This window comes from Xylanimonas allomyrinae, assembly GCF_004135345.1.
GTDB classification, from domain to species: Bacteria; Actinomycetota; Actinomycetes; order Actinomycetales; family Cellulomonadaceae; genus Xylanimonas; species Xylanimonas allomyrinae.
In genome coordinates, this window is the sequence record NZ_CP035495.1 from 2,519,096 (window position 1) to 2,537,337 (window position 18,242).

At 75.0% G+C, this 18,242-nt stretch carries 14 protein-coding genes and 1 riboswitch; of the genes, 7 read left to right on the forward strand and 7 right to left on the reverse strand.

The annotated features are described in order from the left end of the window. Positions 1-81: 81 nt before the first annotated feature. Positions 82-2,385 (reverse strand): phosphoribosylformylglycinamidine synthase subunit PurL, encoded by a 2,304-nt coding sequence (gene purL / locus ET495_RS11550; RefSeq protein WP_129204930.1) that lies wholly within the window; start codon positions 2,383-2,385, stop codon positions 82-84. A gap of 400 nt (positions 2,386-2,785) precedes the next feature. On the opposite strand from purL, the gene ET495_RS11555 reads away from it, so the two are divergent. Next, positions 2,786-3,142, forward strand: coding sequence for a hypothetical protein (locus tag ET495_RS11555; protein ID WP_129204931.1), 357 nt, complete (start codon positions 2,786-2,788; stop codon positions 3,140-3,142). 342 nt (positions 3,143-3,484) lie between these two features. Here ET495_RS11555 and ET495_RS11560 read toward each other — a convergent pair whose 3' ends face one another. Further along, complete coding sequence (locus ET495_RS11560) at positions 3,485-5,587, reverse strand: acyl-CoA dehydrogenase family protein (RefSeq protein WP_129204932.1); 2,103 nt, start codon at positions 5,585-5,587, stop codon at positions 3,485-3,487. Beyond that, complete coding sequence (locus tag ET495_RS11565) at positions 5,584-6,309, reverse strand: TetR/AcrR family transcriptional regulator (RefSeq protein WP_129204933.1); 726 nt, start codon at positions 6,307-6,309, stop codon at positions 5,584-5,586. Before ET495_RS11565 ends, ET495_RS11560 begins: the two co-directional genes overlap by 4 nt. Before the next feature lie 179 nt (positions 6,310-6,488). Between ET495_RS11565 and ET495_RS11570 the strand changes: the two genes are divergently transcribed. Genes ET495_RS11570 through ET495_RS11580 form a run of 3 tightly spaced genes read left to right on the forward strand, consistent with a single transcriptional unit; the run spans position 6,489 to position 10,264 of the window. Further along, positions 6,489-7,826 carry an acetyl-CoA C-acetyltransferase gene (locus ET495_RS11570; protein ID WP_129204934.1) on the forward strand — a complete coding sequence of 446 codons (1,338 nt, stop codon included), beginning with the start codon at positions 6,489-6,491 and terminating at the stop codon, positions 7,824-7,826. A 33-nt stretch (positions 7,827-7,859) separates the two neighbouring features. Then, complete coding sequence (locus ET495_RS11575; RefSeq protein ID WP_129204935.1) at positions 7,860-9,272, forward strand: 3-oxoacyl-ACP reductase; 1,413 nt, start codon at positions 7,860-7,862, stop codon at positions 9,270-9,272. Further along, complete coding sequence (locus ET495_RS11580) at positions 9,269-10,264, forward strand: MaoC/PaaZ C-terminal domain-containing protein (RefSeq protein WP_245993043.1); 996 nt, start codon at positions 9,269-9,271, stop codon at positions 10,262-10,264. The genes ET495_RS11575 and ET495_RS11580 overlap by 4 nt, the downstream gene beginning before the upstream one ends. Positions 10,265-10,527: 263 nt before the next feature. Here ET495_RS11580 and ET495_RS11590 read toward each other — a convergent pair whose 3' ends face one another. Next, the gene (locus ET495_RS11590; RefSeq protein WP_129204936.1) at positions 10,528-11,133 is read right to left on the reverse strand and encodes a GNAT family N-acetyltransferase; all 606 of its coding nucleotides are present in this window, start codon (positions 11,131-11,133) and stop codon (positions 10,528-10,530) included. 49 nt (positions 11,134-11,182) lie between these two features. On the opposite strand from ET495_RS11590, the gene ET495_RS11595 reads away from it, so the two are divergent. The 3 genes from ET495_RS11595 to ET495_RS11605 all read left to right on the forward strand — a co-directional run bounded on the left by ET495_RS11595 (position 11,183) and on the right by ET495_RS11605 (position 14,496). Next, positions 11,183-11,980: an LLM class flavin-dependent oxidoreductase gene (locus tag ET495_RS11595; protein ID WP_129204937.1), complete on the forward strand. Its 798-nt coding sequence runs from the start codon at positions 11,183-11,185 to the stop codon at positions 11,978-11,980. Positions 11,981-12,120: 140 nt separating this feature from the next. Continuing rightward, positions 12,121-12,963 carry a hypothetical protein gene (locus ET495_RS11600; RefSeq protein WP_129204938.1) on the forward strand — a complete coding sequence of 281 codons (843 nt, stop codon included), beginning with the start codon at positions 12,121-12,123 and terminating at the stop codon, positions 12,961-12,963. Positions 12,964-12,975: 12 nt separating this feature from the next. After that, positions 12,976-14,496: an amidase gene (locus ET495_RS11605; RefSeq protein ID WP_129204939.1), complete on the forward strand. Its 1,521-nt coding sequence runs from the start codon at positions 12,976-12,978 to the stop codon at positions 14,494-14,496. Positions 14,497-14,630: 134 nt separating this feature from the next. On the opposite strand, the gene ET495_RS11610 is transcribed toward ET495_RS11605, so the two are convergent. The 3 genes from ET495_RS11610 to ET495_RS19185 form a co-directional block, all read right to left on the reverse strand. Further along, the gene (locus tag ET495_RS11610; protein WP_129204940.1) at positions 14,631-16,049 is read right to left on the reverse strand and encodes an aminotransferase class V-fold PLP-dependent enzyme; all 1,419 of its coding nucleotides are present in this window, start codon (positions 16,047-16,049) and stop codon (positions 14,631-14,633) included. Positions 16,050-16,082: 33 nt separating this feature from the next. After that, positions 16,083-16,194: riboswitch (SAM riboswitch) on the reverse strand. A 5-nt stretch (positions 16,195-16,199) separates the two neighbouring features. Continuing rightward, positions 16,200-16,490 carry a hypothetical protein gene (locus tag ET495_RS11615; protein WP_129204941.1) on the reverse strand — a complete coding sequence of 97 codons (291 nt, stop codon included), beginning with the start codon at positions 16,488-16,490 and terminating at the stop codon, positions 16,200-16,202. Continuing rightward, on the reverse strand, positions 16,481-18,190 hold the full coding sequence (locus tag ET495_RS19185) for a M15 family metallopeptidase (RefSeq protein ID WP_129204942.1): 1,710 nt from the start codon (positions 18,188-18,190) through the stop codon (positions 16,481-16,483). The genes ET495_RS11615 and ET495_RS19185 overlap by 10 nt, the downstream gene beginning before the upstream one ends. Positions 18,191-18,242: the final 52 nt, after the last annotated feature.

Here is an 18,242-nt window from a genome sequence, read left to right on the forward strand (position 1 = left end):
CCCCGCCTTGGCGCGCACGGTGCCGCGATGTCGCAAGGAGGCTGACCGTCGTCGCACCGCGGCACGTGCGCTGCCTGGACATCAGCCGAAGAGCTGCGGCAACGTCCCCTCGTGGGCCTCGCGAGCCTCGGCCAGCGCGATGGTCACGTCGTCGATCACGACGGCGTCGCCGCCCGTCGTGCCGAGCGGCAGGACCGGGACGCCGGCGGCCGTCGCCGCTGCCACCAGGTCGGCCTCGCGTGCCGGGTCGACCGCGACGAGCGCGCGCGCCGTCGTCTCGCTGAACAGGGCCGCGAACGGGCTGACGCCGTCTCGCTCCACCACGCCCGCGACCGATGCGGTGACGCCCACGCCGTAGCGCAGCGACGACTCGACGAGGGCCTGGACCAGGCCACCCTCGGACAGGTCGTGCGCGGCCACGGCGAGGCCGGCCTCGCGGGCGCCGATCAGCACCGACGCGAGCGCCTTCTCGGCCGCGAGGTCGACGCGCGGGGGCACGCCGCCCAGGTGACCGTGCTCGACGTCCGCCCAGGCGGACCCGTCGAGCTCGTCGGCCGTCGCGCCCAGCAGCAGCACGCGCAGCCCCGCCGCACGCCAGCCCGAGGGCACCGCGGCGCGGACGTCGTCGAGCACGCCGAGCACGCCCACCACGGGCGTCGGGTGGATGGCCGAGTCGGCCAGGCCGGGGGCGCCCGTCTCGTTGTAGAGCGAGACGTTGCCGCCGGTCACGGGGACGCCCAGCGTCTGGCAGGCGTCCGCCAGGCCCTCGATGGCCTCGACGAGCTGCCACATGGAGTCGGGGTTCTCCGGGGAGCCGAAGTTGAGGCAGTCGGTCACGGCCATGGGCGTGGCCCCCGCCGTCGCCACGTTGCGGTACGCCTCGGCGAGCGCGAGCTGGGCGCCCGTGCGCGGGTCGAGCTTGGCGTACCGGCCGTTGGCGTCCGTGGCGAGCGCGACGCCGAGGTTCGTGGTCTCGTCGACGCGGATCACGCCGCCGTCGTCGGGCTGGGCGAGAGCCGTGTTGCCCTGCACGAACCGGTCGTACTGGTCGGTGACCCACGCCTTCGAGGCGAGGTTGGGCGAGGCGAGCAGGCGCAGCGCGGCGGCCCGGAAGCCCGCCGCGTCCGACGGACGCGGCAGCGTGGCCGTGGTGTCCGCGACGAGCGCGTCCTGCCAGGCCGGGCGCGCGTAGGGCCGGTCGTAGGTGGGGCCCTCGTGCGCGACGGTGCGCGGGTCGACGTCGACGATGCGCTGGCCGTGGTGGTCGATGGTGAGGCGCCCCGAGTCGTTGACCTCGCCGACGATCGACGTCTCGACGTCCCACTTCGCGGTGATCGCCATGAACTGGTCGAGCTTGGCCGGCGTGACGACGGCCATCATGCGCTCCTGCGACTCCGACATGAGGATCTCGCCCGCGTTGAGCGACGGGTCGCGCAGCAGCACGTCGTCGAGGAACACGTGCATGCCGCCCTCGCCGTTGGACGCGAGCTCGGAGGTGGCGCACGAGATGCCCGCGGCGCCCAGGTCCTGGATGCCCTCGACCACCTGGGCGGCGAACAGCTCCAGGCAGCACTCGATGAGCACCTTCTCCATGAAGGGGTCGCCCACCTGCACCGACGGGCGCTTGGCGGGCACGCCGTCCTCGAACGTCTCGGACGCGAGGATCGAGGCACCGCCGATGCCGTCGCCCCCCGTGCGGGCACCGAACAGGATGACCTTGTTGCCCACCCCGGACGCGTTCGCGAGGTGGATGTCCTCATGGCGCAGCACGCCCACGCACAGCGCGTTGACGAGCGGGTTGCCCTGGTAGGAGGCGTCGAACACGAGCTCGCCGCCGATGTTCGGCAGGCCGAGCGAGTTGCCGTACCCGCCGACGCCGGAGACCACGCCGTGCACCACGCGGGCCGTGTCGGGGTGGTCAACGGCACCGAAGCGGAGCTGGTCCATGACGGCGACCGGGCGTGCGCCCATCGAGATGATGTCGCGCACGATGCCGCCGACGCCGGTGGCCGCACCCTGGTACGGCTCGACGAACGACGGGTGGTTGTGCGACTCGACCTTGAACGTCACGGCCCAGCCGTCACCGATGTCGACGACGCCGGCGTTCTCGCCGATGCCCACCAGCAGGTGCTGCTTCATCTCGTCGGTGACGCGCTCCCCGAACTTCTTCAGGTGCACCTTGGACGACTTGTACGAGCAGTGCTCGCTCCACATGACCGAGTACATGGCGAGCTCGGCGGCCGTGGGGCGGCGGCCCAGGATGTCGCGGATGCGCTGGTACTCGTCGGGCTTGAGGCCGAGCTCGGCGAAGGGCTGCACCTCGTCCGGGGTGGCGGCGGCGTTCTCCACGGTGTCGAGCGTGGGGCGGGCAGCGGCGGCGGTCATCAAGCTCCCTCGAGGTCGCACTGTTGCCACGGCCGGGTGAGCTCCGCGCTGGTGAGCGGCGGTTCCGGCGTCGGCCGTGGCGGGTGTGGTGCGCGAGACGCGCGTGGACAGTCTATCCGCGCGCGGCGGCGCTCCCCGTGCCCGGGGCGCGGCGACCGGCGGCGAGTCGCCGGGCGGCCGGCTCACACGATCGAGCCGGGCGGGCCGGGCGCAGCGCCATGGCCCGCACTCGGTCTCGCGGAGGTGATGGCCGGCGCGATGGTCGTCCCCGCGCGGCACGCGGAGCGGCCGACGACCGGTCGCCGCGCGCCAGAACCACCGTCCCCGGGCGCCAGACGGGCCGATCCTGGTCCACACGCCGGGCGGGCGCCCGACGCTTCTCCGGCAGGAGGTGGGCACGATGGCGGTTCCGGACGCGGTGTGCTGGGGGCTCAGCGACGAACCCTCGAAGGACCGGCTCGTGACGCACACCCGCCTGCCCGTGGTGCCGTGGCGTGTCCGGCTCCCCGCCCCGATGCCCGCGAGCTGGGTCGCGTACCTGCTGCTGGCGGCCTTCGCGATGTCGCTCGTGACGTTCATCGGCATCACGTCCACGGGCCACTCGGCCCGGGTCGCGGTGGTCGCCGCGGCGTTCGCGGCGTGGGCGCTCGGGCGCTGCCTGCGCCCCTTCGCCGAGGTGCGGCTGCGGCGCGAAGCCTTCGCCGTGCTGAGCGTCCTGTACGAAGACCGACCCGACTCGCGAGACGCCGGGACGTGACGGGTGGGCGCGGCGCGGATGCGCGACGCCGCGGTTCGTCGCCCCGTGGGGCGAGAGGCTGAGGGAGCAGCCACCTGAGGGCCCGTGCTGCTGGCCGGAGCGAGGATCGCCGTCGTGGACGCGGCGGTGCTCGACACGAGCCTCCTCATCGAGAACGGGTCGCCGCGAGCGGCCGGTGCGCACGACCTCATGACCGGTGCGCGATATGCACTCTTGGTGCACAACTCGTGCACAACCAGGTGCTGGAGGACACGCTAGCGAGGGCGCCGGAGCCGCTCCCCGTCGCGGCCGCGGCGTCTTGACGACGTCGCGGCCGCGACCGGCCGGCACCTTGCCGACGCGTCAGCGCGCGCGGGCCTTGAGCGACTTCTCCGGCGTGGGGGCCTTCCCCGACTCGCGCTCGGCCGCGTAGTACGCCCGGGCCTCGTCCTGGCGGACGCGCTCGGCGCCCGTGGCGATCGCGGCGCGCAGGTGGTCGTCGCCCAGACCCCACGCGTCGACCAGGTCGAGCACGTGGGGGCGCAGGCGGCGCAGCAGCCCGTCGAGCTCCGACTCGACGGCGCGGGCCCGCGTCGTCGAGAGACGGCCGTGGGCGAGGAACCAGGCGAGGTCCTGCTCGATCACGGTCAGCGCGTAGACGTCGCGCAGCCAGCCGAGCACGGTGCGCGTGCCGGCGTCGGGCGTCGCGTCGACCGCTGCGGTGAACGCGTCCCAGCGCACCAGGTCGGCGTGCGCGCGGGCGGCGTCGACGAGCGCGACCTGGTGCCGGTCGAAGATCGCCTGCCCCGTGACCGGGTCGGCCGAACGCGCGGGCCGCAGCGCGAGCGCCACGGCCTCGACCTTCGCGGCCACGCGCCCCGCGAGCAGCTCGTGCTGGGAGCCGGCGTCGAACCACGCCCCGGCGGCGGGGCGCGCGACGGCGTCGGCGACCGTCTGGACGGCGGCGCGCAGCGGCGTGCGGTGCAGGGCCGTGTCGATCACGCGGTCGAGCACGAACCGGGCCTTGCCCTGACCGGTGCGCACCTGCGCGCCCATGGCCTTCGCGTAGTCGCCCACGAGGCGCTTGCCGACAAGCTGGAGCAGCACGGTGTTGTCGCCCTCGAACGTCGCGTACACGTCGAGGTCGGCGCGCAGGCTCGTGAGGCGGTTCTCGGTGAGGAAGCCCGCGCCGCCGCACGCCTCACGGCACTCCTGAAGGGTGCCGAGCACGAAGTCCGTCGAGGTCGCCTTGAGCGCGGCGGCCATGGTCTCCAGGTCCTGGCGCTGCTCCGGGGTGTCGCCGCGGCCGCTGAACACCTGGTCGAACAGGTCGAGCAGGCGCTCGTGGGCGTAGTGCATCGCATACGTCTCGGCGATGCGCGGGAACAGGCGCTTGCGGTGCGTGGCGTAGTCGAGCAGCACGACCTCGTCCTGCGGGCGCGCGCTCGCGAACTGGCGGCGCTGCGCGCCGTAGCGGATCGCGATGGCCAGGCCGATGCGCGAGGCGACGCCCGCGGCGCCGTCGAGCGAGACGCGACCCTGGACCAGGGCGCCCAGCATGGTGAAGAAGCGGCGGCCGGGGCTGTCGATCGAGGACGTGTAGGTGCCGTCCGCGGCGACCTGGCCGTAGCGGGCCAGCAGGTCGGCGCGCGGGACGCGCACGTGGTCGAACCAGAGCCGCCCGTTGTCGACACCGCGCAGGCCGCCCTTGAGGCCGTCGTCCTCGCCGCCGACGCCCGGCAGGAACCGGCCGGTCGCGGCGTCGCGGATCGGCACGTAGAAGCAGTGCACGCCGTAGTCGACGCCGCCCGTGACCAGCCGGGCGAACACCGTCGCGGCCGTCGCGTGCAGGGCCGCGTTGCCCAGGTAGTCCTTCCACGCCGCGCGGAACGGGGTGTGGATCACGAACTCCTCGGTGTCCGGGTCGTAGGTCGCCGTGGTGCCGATGGCGGCGACGTCGGAGCCGTGGCCCGTCTCCGTCATCGCGAACGCACCCGGCACCGACAGGTCCATCGCGCCCGGCAGCAGGCGGTCCTGCTGCTCGGGCGTGCCCAGGTGCAGGATCGCCGCGGCGAACAGGCCCCACTGCACGCCCGCCTTGATCTGCAGCGACGGGTCGCCGATCGCGAACTCCTCGAACCCGGCGAGGTTGGCGCCCGGGGCGTCCCGGCCCCCGAGCCGCTCGGGGAACGCGAGCCACGACTGGTGCTGCGGGTCCTTGGCCATGAGGTGGCACTGGGAGAGCACGCGCTCGCGATGCTCGTCCATCGACAGCGACTCGTCCTTCCAGAACTCGGGCTGCGCCGCCCGGGCCCGCGCAGCCGCACGCCACTGCGGCCAGGCGCCCAGGAGCGCGTCGTGCAGCGCGGCGACGGCGACGCGCGGCTGGCCGGCAGGGCTCGTGGCCTCGGCCACGGGTGCCTCGGCGGGCGCGGCCAGCGGGCCGGGCTCGGTCGTGGTGGTCATGCGTGGATCCCCCTCGTGTCGTGGTGGGTGGGGTGGCTGCCGGCCGTGGCGCCGGCGGGTTCGCGGTGCAGGACCCCGACGGGGCCCTGCCAGAGCCAGAGCGTCACGTGCTCGGTGAGCTCCTCACGGGTCATCGCGGTCGTGCCCGCCTCCCGGTGGGCCAGCCACCACTCGCCCGCGCCGCGCACGTGCCCGACGGCGCCCGCCGCCCAGGCCGCGGCGACGTCGTCGGACACCCCGGCGAGCTCGGCGAACGGGCGCGCGACGATCTCGATGACCGAGTCGAGGTATGCCGACAGCGGCGCCTCGGGCGTCCCGACGACGCCGGGGCCGGCGTCGCGGTCGTCGGGCTCGACACCGGCGATCGAGGTGCGGGTGACGAACCAGTAGACCTGCGGCGACTGCTCGATCATCTCGAGGTAGACGCGCACCATGGCGCGCAGGCCGCCGAGCGGCGTCGGCGCGTCCTCGGCTGCCCGTGCGAGCGCGTCACGCATGTCGGCGACGACCGCGGACGAGACGGCGAGCCGCAGGCCCGCCTTGTCCTCGAAGTAGCGGTAGACGATCGACTTCGACGTCCCCGCTGCGGCAGCGATCTCGTCCATCGAGACGCCGGGGCCGCCGCGGTGCACGGTCTTGCGGGCCGCGCTCACGAGCTCGGCCCGTCGCGCGGCGCGGTGGTCGTCCCAGCGGGTCGAGCGCCCGTCCTGGTCGCGTGTCATCGCGTTCCCCGGTGAACACGATCTCCTGTGATGTGGCTCACGGGACGAACAGTATCAGGTACTGTGAGTCCTACGTCACAGTTGCTCCACCACGGGGGCAGCGCGACGATCGACGAAGATCACGGCCAGGCGGCGCGCGGGACGGCGCGCCATCGGCCCAGAGCGAAGGAAGCGACGCAGTGGCCACACGAACCACCACCCGCACCAGCCCGCCCGGCGTCCGCGACGCCGTCGTCGTCGGAGGCAACCGCATCCCGTTCTCCCGGGCCGGCCGCACCTACGCCGACGCCTCGAACCAGGAACTGCTCACCGCAGCCATCGACGGGCTCGTCGCCAGGTTCGGCCTCCAGGGCGAACGCCTGGGCGAGGTCGCGGGCGGCGCGGTGCTCAAGCACTCGCGCGACTTCAACCTCGTGCGCGAGTGCGTGCTCGGATCGTCGCTCTCGCCCCAGACCCCGGCCTACGACGTCCAGCAGGCATGCGCGACCGGCCTGGAGGCCGCGATCGCCGTGACCAACAAGATCCGCCTCGGGCAGATCGACTCCGGCATCGCGGGCGGCACCGACACCGTGTCCGACGCCCCCATCGCCGTCGGCGAGGGGCTGCGGCGCGTGCTGCTCGAGGTCTCGCACGCCAAGACCGTCCAGGCGCGGCTGCGAGCGCTCGCCAAGCTGCGCCCCGCCGACCTCAAGCCGCTCACGCCCGTGACCGACGAGCCCCGCACCGGCCTGTCCATGGGAGAGCACCAGGCGGTCACCACCGCCCGCTGGGGCATCACGCGCGAGGCGCAGGACGAGGTCGCGCTGGCCTCCCACCAGCACCTCGCGGCGGCATGGGACGCAGGCTTCTTCGACGACCTCGCCACCCCGTTCCGCGGGCTGACGCGCGACGACAACCTGCGCCCCGACACCTCGCTGGAGAAGCTCGCCGCGCTCAAGCCGGTGTTCGGCAAGGCGCTCGTCGGCCCTGCCGAGCCCACCATGACCGCCGGCAACTCCACCCCCCTGACCGACGGCGCCTCGGCCGTGCTGCTCGCCTCGCGCGAGTGGGCGCACGAGCACGACCTGCCGGTGCTGGCCCGGTTCGTCGACGCCGAGACGGCCGCCGTCGACTTCGTGCACGGCCACGAGGGCCTGCTCATGGCCCCCGTCCACGCCGTCCCGCGCCTGCTGGCGCGCAACGGGCTCACGCTCGACGACGTCGACTTCTACGAGATCCACGAGGCGTTCGCCTCGACCGTGCTGACCACGCTCGCCGCGTGGGAGGACGACGAGTACTGCCGCACGGAGCTCGGGCTGCCGGGGGCGCTCGGCAAGGTCGACCCGGCCCGCATCAACGTCAACGGCTCGTCGGTCGCGGCCGGGCACCCGTTCGCCGCGACCGGGGGGCGCATCGTGGCCACGGCGGCCAAGCTCGTCGCCCAGCGGGCCGCGCAGACGGGCAAGCCCGCGCGAGCGCTCATCTCGATCTGCGCCGCCGGTGGGCTCGGCGCCGCCGCGATCCTCGAGTCGGCGTGACGCCGCACCACGCCGGACCTCAGGGGAAGAACCATGACTGACGCGTACACCCGGGCCGTCAACACCGGCCTGACCAAGACCCTCGCCAGGAAGCTCGGCCTGCCTCGCCCGGCGCTCCTGCGCCGCTACAAGCCGGGCGCCCCTCTCACGACGGGCCCGGTGCTGCTGATCTCCGACCCCGCGAGCGCCGCGACCGCCGACGCCGTCGCCAAGGTGCTGGCGGGCTGGGACCTGGCGGTACACCGCGGCAGTTCGTCGTCCGATCGTGCGCCCGAGGGCACGATCGGACGACAGACTGCCGAGGAGCCCCGCTGGGGCGCGGTCATCCTGGTGCTGGCCGACGCCGAGGGGCCGGGCGAGGTCTCTGCCGCGGTGCTGGCAGCGGGGGCGGCGGTCAAGCGGCTCGCACCCAGCGGGCGCGTCGTCACCGTGTCCCGCGCCGCGGAGCCCGGCGACCCGCCCGCGGTCGCCGCCGTGCGGCAGGGCGTCGACGGGTTCGTGCGCTCGCTGGCCAAGGAGCTGCGGGCCGGGGCCACCGGGAACGGCATCGTGCTGACCGGGGGCGCCACCGGCGACGACACGAGCACGCAGGCCGCGTTGCGGTTCTTCCTGTCCGCCAAGAGCGCCTACGTCGACGGCCAGCTCCTGTCCGTCGGCCCGACGCCGTTCGGGCTCGCGGCGTGGACGCCCGCGTACTGGGACAAGCCCCTCGACGGCAAGGTCGCGGTCGTCACGGGTGCCGCGCGCGGCATCGGTGCGGCCATCGCACGCACGCTCGCGCGCGACGGCGCCACCGTGGTGTGCGTCGACGTGCCGGCCGCCGGCGAGGGCCTGGCCCGCACCGCCAACGCGGTGCGCGGCACGGCACTTCAGCTCGACGTCACCGCGCCCGACGCCGGCGAGAAGATCCTCGCGCACGCCACGGCACGCCACGGGCGCCTCGACGTCGTCGTCCACAACGCAGGGATCACCCGGGACAAGCTGCTGGCCAACATGGACACGGCGCGGTGGGACTCGGTGGTGGCCGTCAACGTCGAGGCACAGCTGCGCATCAACGCGCACCTGCTGGAGGCGGCCGGGCGAGGCGAGCTCGACGGGCTGCGCATCGTCTCGCTGGCCTCGACGTCGGGCATCGCGGGCAACCGCGGGCAGACCAACTACGCGTTCACCAAGGCGGGAGTCATCGGGCACACGGCCGCGACGGCGGCGCTGCTGGCGGAACACGGCGGCACCGCCAACGCCGTCGCGCCCGGGTTCATCGAGACCGACATGACGCGGCACATCCCCTTCGCGACCCGGCAGGTGGCGCGGCGGCTGTCGTCGCTGCTGCAGGGCGGCGAGCCCGTCGACGTCGCCGAGGCGATCGCGTTCCTCGCCTCACCGCTCGCAGCGGGCGTCACGGGGCAGACCCTGCGGGTGTGCGGGCAGAACATGGTGGGCCGGTGACGGCGGCGGCGCAGGTGAGCGCCGGCGGTACCGCCGGCGACCTGAGCGTCGAGACCCTTCCCGCGCTGCCGGGCCTCGCCGGTCTCTACGCGCGCGGGGCGGCGTCGTCGGGGCGTATCGCCGCCGGGCGGGCGCTGCCGGGCCGCGGGCCGGCACCGGCGTCCGACGGGCTGCTGACGCTGCCGCGCGTCGCCTACCGCGTCGCGGGCGTGACCACGGACGGCCTGGCGAGCCACCTGCGCGACTACCAGCGGCTGCTGCACGAGCCCGGCACCGACGCCCTGCCCGCCGGGTACCTGCACGTGCTCGCGTTCCCGCTCGCCACGGCCGTCATGGTGCGCGGCGACTTCCCGCTGCCGCTGCTGGGCATGGTGCACCTGGCCAACGACGTCACGCTGAGCCGGCCGGTGGTGCTGGGCGACGTGCTGGAGGTGCACGCCTGGGCCGAGGGGCTGCGGCCCCACCGGCGCGGGGTCCAGGTCGACCTCGTGGCCGAGGTGCGCGTCGAGGACCGCGCGGGCGGGGAGCCGCAGCTCGCGTGGCGCGGCGTCTCGACGTACCTCGCCAAGGGGTTCCACCTGCCCGACGACGACGCACCGGAGCAGGCCGCTCCTGCGACCGAGGGCGGACCCGAGGGTGCCTGGGTGCCGCCGCTTCCGACGGGCCGGTGGGCGCTGCCGGGCAGCACGGGCCGGGCCTACGCGGCCATCTCGGGCGACCGCAACCCGATCCACCTGTCGGCGCTGTCGGCCAAGGCCTTCGGGTTCCCGCGGGCGATCGCGCACGGCATGTACACGGCGGCGCGCGCGCTCGCGGAGGTCGGGCCGTCACGCGGCGCGACCTACCGGTGGACGGTCGAGTTCGCCAAGCCGGTGCTGCTGCCGGGCACGGTGGACGTGGCGATCAGGCCCGCCGACTCGGGCCACACGTATCTGGGCTGGGCCTCGACGCGGCGGCTGCGGCACTTCCAGGGCGAGGTCACGCCGCTGTAGCGGCGCGACGGGCCGGGGCCCAGGTCCCGGCGCGTCGGGGCTTAGGTCCCCGCGCGCCGGGGCCTGGGTCCCTGCGCACCGGGGTTCGGTGCCGGGCTCGGTGACGGGCTCCGTGACGGGCTCGATGCTGGGCTCGCTGCCGCGTTCGGTGACGGGTTCAGTGACGGGCCCGTGACGGGCTCGGTGACGGGCTCGGTGACGGGCTCGGTGGCGGGTTCGGTGACGGGTTCGGTGATGGGTTCGGTGACGGGCTCAGCACCGGGTCAGGCGACGAGCCGGGCCTGCAGGCCGGACCGGACGCGGGGCCACTCGTCGTCGAGGATCGAGTAGTACGCGGTGTCGCCCGGGCTGCCGTCGGCGGCCAGGCGGTGCTTGCGCAGCACGCCCTCGGGCGTCGCGCCCAGCCGCGTGATCGCGGACCGCGAGCGGGTGTTGCGGGCGTCGGCGCGCAGGGCGACCCGCTGGAGCCCCCACGTCTCGAACGCGTGCGTGAGGAGCAGCAGCTTGCACGCGGGGTTGTTCGACGTTCCCCACCAGCGGCGCGCGGAGAACGTCGTGCCGATCTCGACGCGGCGGTGCGCCCGGTGCAGGTCGTAGAACGAGGTCGACCCGCGCACCTCGCCGTCGGGGCGCGGGCGCCCGTCGCGGTCGGCGGCGTCGCCCGCGCTCACGACGGCGAAGGCGAGCCGTGCGGGGTCCGCCACCTGGCTGCCCACCCACGCCTGCCACTGCGCGAGGCCCTGCGGGCGGGGCGAGCCCATGCAGAACCACAGGTCGTCGTCGACGATCGCGTCGAAGGCGGGGGCGTGGGCGGGCGTCAGCGGTTCGAGGCGCACGCCGTGGCCGGTCAGGACGAGGTCGTGGATCACGCGCGCATTTCATCACGCGCCCGTCGGTGCCTGCTCCTAAGGTCGGCGCATGGTCACGCTCGGGTGCATCGCGACGCCGGATCTCGCCCCGGCACGGTTCCTGCCGCTCGCGCGGGCGGCAGAGTCGGCCGGGCTCGACGAGCTGTGGCTCTGGGAGGACTGCTTCAAGGAGTCGGGGGTCGCGGCGGCGGGCGCGATCCTCGGGGCGACCCGCCGACTGCGCGTCGGCATCGGGATCCTGCCCGTCCCGCTGCGGAACGTGGCGTTGACGGCCATGGAGCTCGCCACGCTCGACGGCATGTTCCCGGGACGGCTCGTGCCCGGCATCGGCCACGGCGTCCAGGACTGGATGGCGCAGATCGGTGCCCGGCCGGCCTCCCCGCTCACCCTGCTGCGCGAGCACGCCGACGCCCTGCACGGCCTGCTGCACGGGCAGCGCCTGACCGTCGGCGGCCGGTACGTCACGCTCGACGACGTCGCGCTCGACTGGCCGCCCGCGGCACCGCCACCCGTGCTGATGGCGGGTCAGGGGCCGCGCACGCTGCGACTGGCCGGCGAGGTCGCCGACGGCGTCGTGCTCACCGGCGGTACGACGCCGTCGGGGGTGCGGGACGCGTTGGCCCTGGTCGAGGAGGGCCGGGCGGCCGCGGGGCGCACGGACGCGTTCGCCGTCGTCGCCTTCGTCGCGGTGCCGCCCGGGTCACGCGCCCGCGGCGCGCAGGCGTGCGCCGACCGGCTGCGCGCCTGGGCCGAGGCCGGGGCGACGACGATCGCGGCCATCCCCCTCGACGGGGCCCCGCAGGAGGTCGCGTCCTGGCTGGGGCAGGAGGTCCGCCCGCTGCTGTGACGTCCGTCACGAACCGCCGGAAGGGCGCTCGCTAGTGTCGAAGAACCGCCGCGTCCCACGCGTCACCGCCGACGGGACGCGGCGTACCGCGTGCCCGTCACCCGAGGGCCGCGGCTCGACACGACCGAAGGGAACCGACGATGAAGCACCTTCGAGCCCCCAGCGCGACGACCGGTCGCCTCGGGACACTGTGCCTGGCTGCTGCGACAGCGCTCACGCTCGCCTCCTGCGCGCCCGGTCAGGCCGGGGGCCAAGACCCGCCCGCGGCGACACAGAGCGCCACCCTGAGCCAGGAGAACTTCGTCGGGGCGGTCGTCGCCTCGGTGGAGGGCATGACCTCGATGCACCAGGAGATGACGTTCGCCGGCAACGTGTTCGACTCCGCAGGGTTCGGCGAGACCCCGATCAGCGCCGACATCAACCTGGCCGGCAAGACGCCGGAGATGCACATGACGATGTCCACGGCGGGCGGCAAGACGGAGGTGATCATGACCGGCGGCGAAGTGTTCATCTCGCTGGGCGACCTGTCGGGAGGCAAGTACCTGCACATGACCAAGGCCGAGCTCGCCGGCGACGACGGCTTCTCGCGGATGCTGGAAGGCGCCGGAGCCGACGACCTCGCCGCGCAGGTGGAGGGGTACATGGCCGGTGTCACGTCGTTCGAGTCGACGGGCACGGACGTCGTCGACGGCACCGACGTCACGCTCTACACGATGACGGTCGACCCGTCCAAGGTGAACCACGGCGCCCTCGGGCTCGAGGAGAGCGCGCTCTCCTCGGCCGGGGAGATGACGGTCGTGTACGCGCTCGACAAGGACAACCTCCCGCGCCGGGTGGCGGTCACCATGGCACCCTCGGGCGAGGGGAAGACGATGACAGTGACCAGCGTGATCTCCAAGGTCAACGAGCCCGTGACCATCCAGGCGCCCGCCCCCGAGGAGACCGTGCCGTACAGCACCATGTTCGGCAGTTCCGGACCGTGATGGGGTGACCTCGTGACCGACCTGCACGAACGTTCCGCCGTCGAGCTGCGCGAGCTGCTGCTCGGCGGGAGCGTGTCCCCCGTCGAGCTGACCGAGCACTACCTGGGCCGCGTCGCCGAGCGCAACCCCGCCCTCGGAGCCTTCGCGACCGTGACACCGGACCGGGCCCGCGCTCGCGCGCACGAGCTGCAGCGCGAGCGCGAGGTCGGCGACGCGCTGGGCGACCCGGGCGACCCCGTCGACGAGCAGGTGCTGTGGGGCCTGCCCTCGGGCGACAAGGACCTGTGGGACCGTGCGGGCGTGCCCACCGGCTTCGGGTCGCGGGCCTTCGCGGGCACCCACGCCTGGGTGCCCGCCGTCAGCGCCGACGTCGTCGCGCAGCTCGACGCGGTCGGCACGATCAGCCTGGGCAAGACCGCCGCACCGGAGCTCGGCTTCCCCGCGTACACCGAGCTGCTCGCGGGGCCGCCCGCGCGCAACCCGTGGGACCCGACGCGCACCGCGGGCGGGTCGAGCGGCGGCGCGGCCGTGGCCGTCGCCGCCGGGATGCTGCCGTTCGCGCCCGGGTCCGACGGCGGCGGGTCCATCCGCATCCCCGCCGCGGCGTGCGGGCTCGTCGGGCTCAAGCCGAGCCGGGGCCTGCTGGCCGCGGGAGGCGGCCTCGACGGCCCGGGCGGGCTCGTGGTGAACGGGCCCCTCGCGCGCACCACGGCCGATGCCGCGCTGCTGCTCGAAGGGCTCATCACCCGCACCCCCGACGGCGCGGCGGCACGCCCCTACACGCTCGGGCAGGCCGTCGGGCCGCGGTGGTCGTACCTGGCGGCGGCCCTCGACGGCGAGGTCCGCGGCGGCCCCGGCCGCACGACCCGGTTCCGGCTCGGCGTCAGCCGGTTCAGCGCCTGGGAGGGCTTCTACGACATCGCTCCCGAGCCCGAGGCGCTCGCCGCGCACGCGGCGGGGGTCGCGGCGCTCGCGGGCCTGGGTCATGACGTCGAGGAGGTCGCCTGGCAGCCCGACGCCGCCTACGCGCCCGCCTTCCGCACGCTGTGGATGGCGGGTGCGGCGGCCCTGCCGATCGACGACCCGGAACGCCTCGCGCTGCTCGAGCCGCTGACGCAGTGGCTGGTCGGGGTGGGCCGCAAGGTCGGGGCCCGCGAGCTGGTCGACGCGCTGCGCGCGCTGACCGCGTTCGAGCGCGCGACGGTGGCGCGGCTGGCGCCCTACGACGCCGTCGTGCTGCCCGCCCTCGGCATGGTGCCGCCCCCGCTCGGGTGGTTCGACCCGGCCGACCCGGAGCGCAACTTCGAGCAGCAGTGCCTGTTCACGCCGTACACGGCGATGGTCAACGTGGCCGGCCTGCCCGCGATCACGCTTCCCGTGCAGTGGACGGAGCCGACGGCGTCGGCGCCCGCGGGCATGCCCATGGGCGTGCAGCTCGTCGGGCGGCCGGGGGGCGAGCACGCGCTGCTCGCGCTGGCCGCGCAGCTCGAGGGGGCGTTGCGCCGGCCCGACCGGCGGCCGCCGACGTGGTGACGGTGCCCCCGGAGGTGCCCATGAGGTGCCCCCGGACTCGCCTCAGTACGTGACGCACCCGAAGGCGTCGGTGGTCGTCGCCGACGTGGTGACGGCGCCCCCGGAGGTGCCCATGAGGTGCCCCCGGACTCGCCTCAGTACGTGACGCACCCGAAGGCGTCGGTGGTCGTCGCCGCCGTCGCCAGCAGGGCGTCGAGGCCCAGCCCGTCGGGCACCGGGCGCGGGTCGTCGACCACGACCCACAGCCCGTCGACGACGTCGTAGCGCGCCTGCGGACCGTCGGCGACGAGCGCGCGCACCGCGGCGAGCAGCCGCTCGACGTCGGAGCCCGGCGTGCCGACGCCGACCGACGCGCGCACCGCCCCCGCGTCGAAGCCCAGGCGGCCCAGCAGCGGGTGCGCGCAGAAGCGGCCGTCGCGCACGCCGATGCCGTGCTCGGCCGACAGGTAGGTCGCCACGAGCCCCGGGTCGTAGCCCACGACGGTGAACGTGACCACGCCGACCGGGTCGACGGCGTCGTCCCAGGCGCGGACCACCCGGACACGCTCGATGGCCTCGAGCCCCGTCACGAGCCGGGCCCGCAGCGTCGCCTCGTGCCGCTGGAGCACGCCGGGGTCGAGCGCGCCGAGCGCGTCGGCGGCGGCCGCGATCGCCACCGCGCCGATCACGTTGGGCGACCCGGCCTCGTGCCGCGCGGGGCCCTCGTGCCAGCTCGTGTCGGTGACGCGCACCCGGCGCACCGCCCCGCCGCCCGCGAGGTACGGCGTGCCGGCGTCGAGCCAGTCACGGCGACCTACCAGCGCTCCCGCGCCGTAGGGCGCGTACGTCTTGTGGCCCGAGAACGCCACGTAGTCGACGCCGCTGCGCGCCAGCGAGAAGCGGCGGTGCGGCACGAGCTGGGCGCCGTCGAGCGCGACGCGTGCGCCGACGGCGTGCGCCGCCTCGACGACGGCACCCACCGGGAGCGCCTCGCCCGTGACGTTGGAGGCGCCGGTGACCGCGACCAGGGCGTACGGCGCCCCGGAGCGCGCTGCGTCCTCGAGCTCGGTGCGCAGCTCGTCGAGCGTCGCGGCGACGCTGCGGGCACCCGTGAGCACCGTCGCCTCGGTGTCGCGCTGCCACGGCAGCAGGTTGGCGTGGTGCTCGACGTCGAGCACCAGCACACGGCCGGGCTCGCCGGTCGCCGGGTCGGCGGGCACGCAGCCGGCGAGCAGGTTGAGCGAGTCGGTGGTGTTGCGCGTGATGATCGTCAGGTCGTCGTCGCGCGCGTCGACGAGCCGTCCGACGGTGCGGCGGGCCTGCTCGTACAGCGCCGTCGAGACCTGCGACAGATACCCGGCCCCGCGGTGCACGCTCGCGTACAGGGGCAGCACCCGCTCGACGCGCTCGGCCACGGCCACCAGCGCGGGCGCGGACGCGGCGACGTCGAGGTTGGCGTACGGGACCTGGCGCCCGTCGACCAGCGGCACGAGCGTCGACCCGCCGACGACCGGCAGGACCGGTGCGACGTCGTCGACCCGGGCGGTGGTGGGTGTCACGGTGAGCGTGGTCATGCGTCCTCCTCGGCGTCGCCGGGGAGCGTGTTCTCCCCGCGCTTGCCGCACCGAACCGTGCGGCCAGGTCGTCACCCGGGGCACCCCGCCGCGAGGGGAGGGTTGCCGGCCAGCGAGCCGGGGCTTCGCGCTGGCGCTCATGACCTGGCGTCAGGTTGCCGTGCCGAAGGCGTGGACGTCAACCGCTGGGCCGAGCAGTCCCGACAGCCGGGACGCCGGGCACCTGACGTCAGCGAACGCGCGCAGCGAGGCCAGGAGCCGCCCCTCGTCCGGCGAGAGCACACCGCTGCGGATCAGCTCCGCGAGGAGGGTGTCCTCCTCCTCGGCCGCGAGCTCGCGGACCACGACGATCGACGCGGGCCGCCGCCGCGGAGGGTCGACGGGACCGCGGCGCCGTCCGCTTGCCGACCAGTCCGGCAGGTCCGGCGCTCCTAACGGCACGCGCGACGCCGCCGACCCGTCGACGTGACCTGGGCGGGCCCGGCAGGCAGGGCCGCGAGGGCGCCGGCGATCCCGGCGGCCGGCACGTCGTCGGGACGCTGCCCGCCCGGGGAGGGGACGGGAGCCGGCACCGAGGTCGCGGCGGGGGAAGGCTCCTTCCCCGGCGCCGACGGCGACGGCGACGGCGCGGGTTCTGAGGTCGCAGGGGGACGAGGCGTCGCGGAGGGTGCGGAGGTCGCGGGCGGCGACGGCGGCGCGGGCGCCGGCTCGGTCTTGCCCGGTGACGGCGCGGGCGTCGGGGAAGCCGGCGTCGGGGAAGCCGGCGTCGGGGAAGCCGGCGTCGGGGAAGCCGGCGTCGGCGCAGATGGCGACGGCGTGCGCGGAGCGGCCGACGGCGACGGCGACGGCGACGGGGACGGGGACGCAGGTGACGGTGTGGGTGACGGTGCAGGCGACGGTGTGGGCGACGCCGTGCCGGGCAGGCCGGAGTCGGTTGCCGCAGGGGGCTCCGACCCGGTCGCCGGCGCGTCGGGCGTGCCCGCAGGGGCCTGCCCCACCGGAGACGTCCCCGTGTCGGACGCGAGCCCCGTGGTGGTCGTGCCGTTCGTCGACCCGGGCGCGGGGGCCTTGGCGCCCGGCCTGCCCTTCGTGCCGCCCTTCGTCGTACCCTGCGTGCCGTTGAGAGCGGCGATCTCGTCCTCCGAGAGCGCACGGTTCGGCACGGGGCCGGCCGCGAAGAACTCGAAGTGCCAGGGTTCGGGCTTGGAACCGTCGAGCCGTGCCCACGACGGGTTGTCCCACCCGTAGTCGGGTCCGTGAAGCCGCAGCCAGCGGTACTCGTCACCGAGGCCGGAGCTCACCGGGGCCCCCAGGTCGACGGCCAGGCCCCACCCGTGGTTGGAGTAGCCGGGCGTCGCGGCGAGAGCAGGCTTCGTCTGCCGCAGACGGATCTGCGACTCGATCGACCGGTAGGAGTCGGTGACCGCGAGGTGCGCGCCGAACTGCTCCGCGAACGCCGCGTCGAGCGCGACGAGCTGCGCCGCGGCGTCGCAGCGCAGGCGCTGCCCGGGGGCGAACGGCAGCGGGCACAGCACGTCGGCCGGGATGCGGCCGTTGCTGTAGCCCGACGTCGAGTTGCCGTACCGCGAGACGACCTCGCGCAGGCTCGCGGCGAGCGAGCCGTCCCCCGCGGCGTCGTCGCCGCTGACCTCGACGACCGTGCCCTCATAGGCGCGTGACGGGTCGAGCATGTCCGCCAGGCGCAGGGCGGCCGCGAAGAGGACCTCGAACGTGACCTCGGCCTCGTCGCCACCCGGCTCGGTGGCGTCGGCCCGCGCAGCGCTCGACAGGAGGGTGCTGGTCAGCCCGCTCGGGTCGGCCGGCGTGGGCAGGGCGTCCAGGTCGGCGGCATGCTGGTCGAGGTACGTCGCCAGGAGCACGCCGAGCTCGCTCGCGGACTGCTGGGCGGCCGGGGTGATCGTGACCCCGGCCGCGCGGCCCGACCGCTCCGCACGATCGACGACCGACAGGACCTGCGAGATCGACCACAGGACCTCGGGGTCGACGACGTCGACCACGGAGGTCGCGCCCTCTTCGCTCGCGTGCGCGACGTTGAGGGACAGCCCGAGGCGGGGCACGTCGGGCGGCAGCGCCACCGACGAGGCGAGCGTGCCGGTGGCCAGCAGCAGCGCTGCAGCCATGCTCGCCGCACGCCACGCGCGGCGACCGCGCGCGGAGCGAATGCCCCAGGCA